The following is a 7287-nucleotide window of genomic DNA, read 5'->3' on the forward strand; positions in this document are numbered from 1 at the left end:
GTCGAACGATGTAGAATGCGCGGCCATTGTCTTTCCGGAACCTTTAATGGATCGCCCGCGTTTTCGAAAAACATTTCTTATGCCGCGTTTCTGGCCGCTGTGGTGCGGCTTGGGGTTGTTGTGGCTGATTGTTCAGCTGCCATATCCGGCGTTGCTGTTTATTGGTCGCCTGCTTGGTGCCGTGATGTACCGGCTGGCGGGCGACCGACGGCGCATTGCCAAGCGCAATCTTGAACTGTGTTTCCCTGAAAAGTCCGTCGCCGAGCGCAAGCGCCTGCTCAAGGAAAACTTTGCCTCCACCGGCATCGCCTTTTTCGAAATGGCCATGAGCTGGTGGTGGTCGCGTCAGCGTTTGGCCAAACTGGCCCATGTCGAAGGGTTGGAGCACCTGAAAAAAGCTCAGCACGACGGCAAGGGCGTGATCCTGATGGCGGTGCACTTCACCACGCTGGAAATCGGTGCGGCGCTGTTGGGGCAGCAGCACACCATCGATGGCATGTATCGCGAGCACAAGAATCCGCTGTTCGACTACATCCAGCGCCGTGGTCGCGAGCGGCACAACCTTGATTCGCTGGCGGTGGAGCGCGACGATGTTCGCGGGATGCTCAAGTTACTGCGTGCAGGCCGAGCGATCTGGTACGCGCCGGATCAGGACTACGGCGCCAAACAAAGCATTTTCGTGCCGCTGTTCGGCATTCAGGCGGCCACCGTGACGGCCACCAGCAAGTTTGCGCGGCTGGGCAAGGCGTTGGTGGTGCCGTTCACTCAGGAGCGTCTGGCGGACGGTAGCGGTTATCGACTGATGATTCATGCGCCGCTCGAAGGTTTCCCCGGCGAAACCGAAGAAGCTGATTGCATCCGCATCAACCAGTGGGTCGAAAGCGCTTTGCGCGAATGCCCGGAGCAATACCTCTGGGCCCATCGTCGCTTCAAGAGTCGCCCACCGGGCGAGCCCAAACTGTACAAAAAGCGCCGTTGAGTCACCGATACCTATAAGCGCCATGGAGTGTTGCGATGAGTCCTGCTGAACCGGTTACAGGGTTGATTCTTTCCGGCGGCGGGGCTCGGGCGGCGTATCAGGTAGGCGTGCTGGCGGCCATTGCCGAACTGTTGCCGGTGGGGGCAAGCAATCCGTTTCCGGTGATCGTCGGCACATCGGCCGGGGCGATCAACGCGGTCAGCCTTGCCAGTGGTGCAATGGATTTTCGCGGCGCCATCGAGCGTTTGACCGCATTCTGGCAGGGCTTTCGCAGTCATCTGGTGTTGCGCAGCGACTGGCCAGGCGTCATCAGCCAGGCCAGCCGGTTTGTCAGTCACAGTTTGCTGGGGCTTGGCGCTCACGTGCCGGTGGCCTTGCTCAACAGTTCACCGCTGCGCGGTTTGCTCAACGACAAACTGAACATGGCAGGCATCGACGAAGCCATTGCCCAAAAGCAGTTGCAGGCGGTGGCGGTCACGGCGTTTGGCTACGAGTCCGGCCAAGCTGTCACGTTCTATCAGGGTGGCGGCACCATCGAATCGTGGTTACGCCATCGGCGCATTGGCGTTCCAACCCAACTGAGTGTCGAGCATTTACTGGCCAGTTCCGCCATTCCATTGTTGTTCGCCCCGGTGAAAATCGGTGAGGAATACTTCGGCGACGGTGCGGTCCGCCAATCCGCCCCTATCAGCCCGGCCCTGCACCTGGGCGCTAGCCGGGTGCTGGTGGTGGGCGTCAGCGGTAACCCGCGGGGCGTCGACCCGCAGCAGCTGCAACGCGCCTATACCGGACAACAGCCAACGCTGGCGCAGATTGGCGGGCACATGCTCAACAGTACGTTCATTGACAGCCTGGAAAGCGACATCGAGTTGTTGCAGCGTCTGAATCAGTTCAGCCACTTGATGCCCAGTGGTACGCCGACCCGTGCGCTGGGCGTGGCGCCGGTGGAGGTGCTGGTGATTTCGCCGAGTCAGCCGATCGATGAGATTGCGGCTCGGCATCGACAGGAATTGCCGGCAGCACTGCGCCTGTTTTTGCGCGGGCCGGGGGCGACCAAGACGAGTGGGGCGGGGGTGTTGAGTTATCTGTTGTTCGAAGCGGGGTATTGCAGCGAATTGATTGATCTGGGGCGGCGGGATGCGTTGGCCAAGCGTGGGGAGCTTTGCCGGTTTCTTGGGTTGGCGGAGTCTGTGGTTACTGCTTGAGTTCGGCGGTGCGGCCATCGCGGGCAAGCCTCGCTCCCACAGTAGATCTCTGTCGTACTGGAGATCCTTGCAGGAGCGAGGCTTGCCCGCGATGGCGTCCTTGCAGACGCCACTTACAGCCGGATTAGAAGTGAACCTTGACCAGGAAGCTGGTCACGCTCTGATCCGTCTTGAAGCCATCGGTGTCTTTGATGCCGTACTTGTCTTTCCAGTAGTCATACTCGACACCGACGTAAAGTTGCTTTGCGCCCAGCTTCAGCGCCTTGCCCAGGTCGTATTTGACCTGTGGGTTGAAGTGCAGGTTGGCGTGGTATTCGCCTTTGTCGTTCACGTCGTTGTCGACCACCCAGTCCATGAAACCGTCGATTACCACGTCCGAGCTGCCCGCCGGGATGGTGTAGGACCAGACCGGAGAGACCTGCCAGATATCGTCACCCGGGCGGCCGCCTTCAGTGTGACGGTTGTAGAAGTTCAACTGGAAGTAGTCGAAGCCAGGGATCGCCAGGTCGAAACCCGGACCGATCAGGAACGACTCGGTGTCGTCCTCGCCGAACTCATAGGTCATGGCCAGCAGGACGTCTTTGATCGGGCCAAATTCCAGCTTCTGGTCGAAAATCTTGTTGAACGACAAGCGCGGGCTGATCTCACCATAGTGGGTGTTGTCCCCGGCGAACGCGTCTTCCTTGCCGTTGTAGAAGATCTTGTCGATGAAGAAGAAGTTGTCGCCGTATTTCCAGCCATCGGCGTGTTCGAAGGTCACCGTCTGCTGAATGCGCGGGTTGACCTGGAAATCCTTACCGTACAGGTAAGTCAGGCTGTTGGTCTGCCATTGCAGCAAGTCGCCGGCCATGGCCTGCCCCCCGGCCAGCATTGATCCCGCCAGCATCAGGCTAGTGCACGTACGTTTCATTCGGTTGCTCCCAAAAAGTAGGTGATTCCACGTTATTTTTTTAAGTTTGGCGCTCTGTTTTGGCGCCTCTATCTGTAGCGGTAAAAAATCATCTAGTCGGTCAGCTTTAATGCTCTAAGCAAGAGCTGCGCCAAGGTTTTCAAAAAACAAACAAACTCCCGCTCGGCTGCTAAAAAACAGTCGATTGAGAGGGGATATGGAGTGCCTTGGTACCGTCCAGAGCCGGGATAAGTTGGCTTTCTGGTCAGAAATTAAATCCGGGCTTTTTTTTAACGCGGATTCAGGCGGCCGCGGAGAATACTGACTACTTGGCCAGGTCTCAAGTGCCCCGCAACAGCGCACCGACGACAGGTGTGGGGCACGGTTGTCGGYGCTCGGCCTGGCGTCGTTAAACGACGGGCTTGAGTGGGTAAAAAAAACCATCGATTGCTTCCTCTTGTTTTTATTGTTGAGGCGCAGGCATCCCCCTGTAGGCGCGGGTTTGCTAGCGATAGCGTCGGGTCAGTCAACACAAATGTTGAATGTGATGCCGTCATCGCGAGCAGGCTCGCTCCCACAGGGTTTGTGGGTTTCTCTGTTAATGCGGGTGGGCGGTGCAGTCGTTGATGGCCGCGCGTTCGGCGCCACCAAGAATGTTGAACAGCAGGTTCAGCGTCAGCGCGCTGATCGTGGCCATGGCGATGCCGCTGTGGGTGATCGGGCTCATCCATAGCGGCAGGTGGGCGAAGAACTCTGGGCGTACCACTGGAATCAGGCCCATGCCGATGCTCACTGCCACCAGCAGTTGATTGCGACGGTCGCCGATGTCGGCTTCCTGAAGAATCTTGATTCCGGTGGCAGCTACCATGCCGAACATCGCTATTGCCGCACCGCCCAGTACCGCTGGCGGAATCGACGCCACCAGAAATGCCGCTTTCGGCAGCAGGCTCAACACAATGAGCAAACCGCCGGCGACGATGGTCACCGAACGGCAACGCACCCCCGTCATTTGCACCAGGCCGATGTTTTGCGCAAAAGAGGAGTGGGTAAAGGTGTTGAAGAACCCGGCGAAAAACGAGGCGCCGGCATCACACAGCAAGCCGCGACGCAACATCCGTGGGCAGACTTCCTGGCCGGTGATCTTGCCCAGGGCGAGGAACATCCCGGTGGACTCGACGAAGATGATCACCACCACCAGGCACATCGAAAGGATCGGCGCGAGTTCAAACTTGGGCATGCCGAAATGCAGCGGGGTGACGAATTGCAGCCACGGCGCTTGCGCCATGCCGCTGAGGTCGACCATGCCGATCAGGCCGCAGAGCACATAGCCCAGGCACATGCCGATCAGCACTGAAATATTGACCCAGAAGCCGCGCATGAAACGGTGCACCAACAATATGGTGCCCAGCACCAGCGCAGCAATGGTCAGGTAAATCGGCGAACCGAATTCGGTGGCGCCGGCACCACCGCCGGCCCAGTTCACGGCCACGGGGAACAACGACAAACCGATCGAGGTGATGACCGTGCCAGTCACCAGAGGCGGGAAGAAGCGAACAACTTTGGACATGAAAGGGGCGATGAGCATGCCGAAGAACCCGGCGGCGATGGTCGCGCCGAAGATCCCTTGCAGACCGATACCGGGCATGCCGGCCATGGCAACCATGCTCCCGACTGCGGCGAAACTGGCGCCCATCATCACCGGCATCCGAATACCCATGGGGCCGATGCCCAGCGACTGAACGATGGTGGCGATGCCGGCGACCAGCAGGTCGGCGTTAATCAGAAAGGCGATTTCTTCACGACTCAGGCCAGCGGCCTGTCCGATGATCAGCGGAACCGCGATAGCGCCGCCGTACATCAGCAAAACATGTTGCAGACCGACCAGGATCAGTTGCAAAAGGGGCAAACGCTGAATGGCGGGTGCGTCGGGGATGCGCGCTTCGGATAGCTCGGACATGCAACACCTCGGATCTTTTTTATTCTTGTGATTGAACAGCTGTCGGGTTGCTCACAGCTGTTTCTTTGCATCAGGGAAACCACATTGCGGCTGTTCGCAAGCAGGCTCGCTTCCACAGGTATTGCACCACCCATGTGGGAGCGAGCCTGCTCGCGAAGCTCTTCAACGATTAATTGGTCTGAGCTCCCTGAACAATCCAGGCACCAATCAGGTCACGTTCCTGCTGGGTCATCTGCGTGATGTTGCCCAGTGGCATGATCTGGCTGGTAACGGCCTGAGCCTGGATGCGCGGGGCGTTCTGGCGGATCTGCTCGGGGGTGTCGAACATCACACCGGCCGGAGCCGCGCTGAACAGTGGGCTGGTCGGTTTGGCCGAGTGGCAAACCGCGCAACGCTCCTGAATCACGCTGTGCACCTTGTCGAAACCAGGACCGGCGTTGGACGCCTGAACCGGAGCGGCTGCAGGCGCTGCCGCCGGTGCTGCTTCAGCCGGTTTCAAGCCACCGCCCACTGCGGTTTCCGGCAGCGGCTGGTACTCGATCTTCGCAGGCGCCTTGGCCACTTCCGGGCTGGTCATCGGCGCAGGGCCGGTAACGTAAGCCAGGCAGATCATGCCTACCGCTGCCACTGGCAGGGTCCAGGCAAACTTGTGGCTGTCATGACGGGTGTTGAAATAGTGACGCACCAACACCGCCAGCACCGCGATCCCGGCCAGGATCAGCCAGTTGTATTGGCTGCCGTAAGTGCTCGGGAAGTGGTTGCTGATCATGATGAACAGCACCGGCAAGGTGAAGTAGTTGTTGTGACGCGAACGCAGCAAGCCTTTGGCCGGTAGCGCCGGATCGGGTGTGCGGTTCTCGGCGATCGCCGCTACCAGTGCGCGTTGCGCCGGCATGATGATGCGGAACACGTTGCCGACCATGATGGTGCCGATGATCGCGCCGACGTGCAGGTACGCACCCCGACCACTGAACACTTTGCTGAAGCCGTAAGCGGTGCCAATGATCAGCACGAACAGGATGAAACCAAGCAGGGCAGGGCGTTTACCCAGGGCCGAGTCGCACAGGAAGGAGTAGACAAACCAGCCGACGAACAGCGAGCCGATACCCAACAGAACGCCTTCAGGGCCCGTCAGGCTACTGCCCGGTGCCAGCAGGTACAGCGTCGGGTTGGAGTAGAACACCACGCACAGCAGCGCGACCCCCGACATCCAGGTGAAATAGGCTTCCCATTTGAACCAGTGCAGGTTGTCCGGCATGGTCGGTGGAGCCAGTTTGTATTTTTCCAGGTGGTAGATACCGCCGCCGTGGATCGCCCACAAATCGCCTGCCAAACCATTTTTCGGGTTGACCCGATTGAGGTTGTTTTCCAGCCAGACGAAATAGAACGACGCGCCGATCCAGGCCACGCCAGTAATCATGTGAACCCAGCGTACGCTCAGGTTCAGCCATTCGAACAGATGTGCTTCCACAGTCTTTACCTCTCGCCTGTCACTCTGTTGTCGAGTGATCAGACCTTCTCTTATTGGTGGGGGGCGAGGACCAAACGCTCGTCCTCTTTGAAAAAATGCTCATCGCAGTTATTGCCTGTGCCACTGCGATCAACCACCAGGAAGTCATCCCGCTTTTCGATCGTCAGCACCGGGTGGTGCCAGACGCCGCGATGGTAATTAATGCCCTGCCTGCCGTTGGTGACGAAGGCGCGGACCAAGCCTGATACAGGTTCATCGCCAAGTGGCGCGACCACGATCAGAAAAGGATTGCCGAGCAGCGGAATAAACGCCTGGCTGCCCAACGGGTGACGCTCCAGCATGCTGACGGTCAGCGGCATGTCCTGCGCGTCGGCGCGGAAGATGCTGATGATCGCGTTATCCTCTGGCGTGGCGGTTTGCACCGTCGCCAGTTTATGGAAGCGCATGGTCGAACCGTTGTTGATCATGAAGTGATCGCTACCATCGGTTTCGATCACGTCACCGAAAGGGGCGAAAGCTTCTTTGGTCAGCGGTTCAATCGTTAGTGTGCGCATGCTGTTCTTATCCAAATTCTGTGTTTGATCGTTCCCACGCTCTGCGTGGGAACGCCGCCATGGACGCTCCGCGTCCACTGTGACGCGGAGCGTCACGGTATGCATTCCCACGCGGAGCGTGGGAACGATCAGGTGTTACTTCGCGACCTTGCCCAATACGCGCAGGCGGCTCACACCACCATCCGGGAACACGTTCAGGCGGATGTGGGTGATCGGCCCCAGCGCCTTGATC

Annotated in this window: 7 protein-coding genes; 2 read left to right on the top strand and 5 right to left on the bottom strand. The window is 59.0% G+C overall.

Translation table 11 applies throughout. The features are described 5' to 3' along the window. Positions 1 to 46 precede the first annotated feature (46 nt). Positions 47 to 979 (top strand): lipid A biosynthesis lauroyl acyltransferase, encoded by a 933-nt coding sequence (locus tag AC1DRJ_RS15890; protein WP_477803003.1) that lies wholly within the window; start codon positions 47 to 49, stop codon positions 977 to 979. Positions 980 to 1014: 35 nt separating this feature from the next. Further along, positions 1015 to 2184, top strand: coding sequence for a patatin-like phospholipase family protein (locus AC1DRJ_RS15895; protein WP_477802999.1), 1170 nt, complete (start codon positions 1015 to 1017; stop codon positions 2182 to 2184). Between the two features lie 124 nt (positions 2185 to 2308). Here AC1DRJ_RS15895 and AC1DRJ_RS15900 read toward each other — a convergent pair whose 3' ends face one another. From AC1DRJ_RS15900 to AC1DRJ_RS15920, 5 genes are all read right to left on the bottom strand, one after another. Then, positions 2309 to 3094, bottom strand: a complete 786-nt coding sequence (locus tag AC1DRJ_RS15900) for an outer membrane protein OmpK (RefSeq protein ID WP_477803000.1) — start codon at positions 3092 to 3094, stop codon at positions 2309 to 2311. 577 nt (positions 3095 to 3671) lie between these two features. Next, positions 3672 to 5030 (bottom strand): nucleobase:cation symporter-2 family protein, encoded by a 1359-nt coding sequence (locus AC1DRJ_RS15905; RefSeq protein ID WP_477803001.1) that lies wholly within the window; start codon positions 5028 to 5030, stop codon positions 3672 to 3674. A gap of 169 nt (positions 5031 to 5199) precedes the next feature. Further along, complete coding sequence (locus AC1DRJ_RS15910) at positions 5200 to 6501, bottom strand: urate hydroxylase PuuD (RefSeq protein WP_477803002.1); 1302 nt, start codon at positions 6499 to 6501, stop codon at positions 5200 to 5202. Positions 6502 to 6551: 50 nt separating this feature from the next. Then, on the bottom strand, positions 6552 to 7055 hold the full coding sequence (locus tag AC1DRJ_RS15915) for an ureidoglycolate lyase (RefSeq protein ID WP_007944440.1): 504 nt from the start codon (positions 7053 to 7055) through the stop codon (positions 6552 to 6554). A gap of 135 nt (positions 7056 to 7190) precedes the next feature. Continuing rightward, positions 7191 to 7287, bottom strand: a 97-nt coding sequence (locus AC1DRJ_RS15920; protein WP_477803004.1) for a hypothetical protein, incomplete at its 5' end; no start/stop codon positions are given.

The sequence above is a fragment of the Pseudomonas sp. P5_B2 genome (assembly GCF_056400445.1).

Coding starts and splice junctions, on each gene's coding strand:
- AC1DRJ_RS15890 (WP_477803003.1), top strand. CDS start 47: ATGGATCGCCCGCGTTTTCGAAAAACATTTCTTATGCCGCGTTTCTGG.
- AC1DRJ_RS15895 (WP_477802999.1), top strand. CDS start 1,015: ATGAGTCCTGCTGAACCGGTTACAGGGTTGATTCTTTCCGGCGGCGGG.
- AC1DRJ_RS15900 (WP_477803000.1), bottom strand. CDS start 3,094: ATGAAACGTACGTGCACTAGCCTGATGCTGGCGGGATCAATGCTGGCC.
- AC1DRJ_RS15905 (WP_477803001.1), bottom strand. CDS start 5,030: ATGTCCGAGCTATCCGAAGCGCGCATCCCCGACGCACCCGCCATTCAG.
- AC1DRJ_RS15915 (WP_007944440.1), bottom strand. CDS start 7,055: ATGCGCACACTAACGATTGAACCGCTGACCAAAGAAGCTTTCGCCCCT.